Source organism: Streptomyces sp. NTD91, from assembly GCF_059510455.1.
The window spans coordinates 1-256 of the sequence record NZ_JCAJZW010000200.1 but is presented as its reverse complement, the minus strand read 5'-3'; the positions used below and the strand labels follow the sequence as shown (position 1 = coordinate 256).

Annotated in this window: 1 protein-coding gene; it reads left to right on the top strand. The window is 74.6% G+C overall.

The window, feature by feature from the left end:
• The coding region (locus tag AC5WRT_RS39220; RefSeq protein ID WP_496098988.1) for a beta-ketoacyl synthase N-terminal-like domain-containing protein at nucleotides 1-256 on the top strand (256 nt) is incomplete at both ends.

Here is a 256-nt window from a genome sequence, read left to right as displayed (position 1 = left end):
CTTCGTGGAGTTCAGCCGGCAGCGGGGGCTGGCGCCGGACGGCCGGTGCAAGCCGTTTGCGGCGGGTGCGGACGGGACCGGCTGGGGTGAGGGTGTCGGTGTGCTGCTGCTGGAGCGGCTGTCGGACGCCCGGCGCAACGGTCACCCTGTGCTGGCGGTCGTACGCGGTACGGCGGTCAACCAGGACGGCGCGAGCAACGGCCTGACCGCGCCCAACGGCCCGTCCCAGGAGCGGGTGATCCGGGCCGCACTGGCC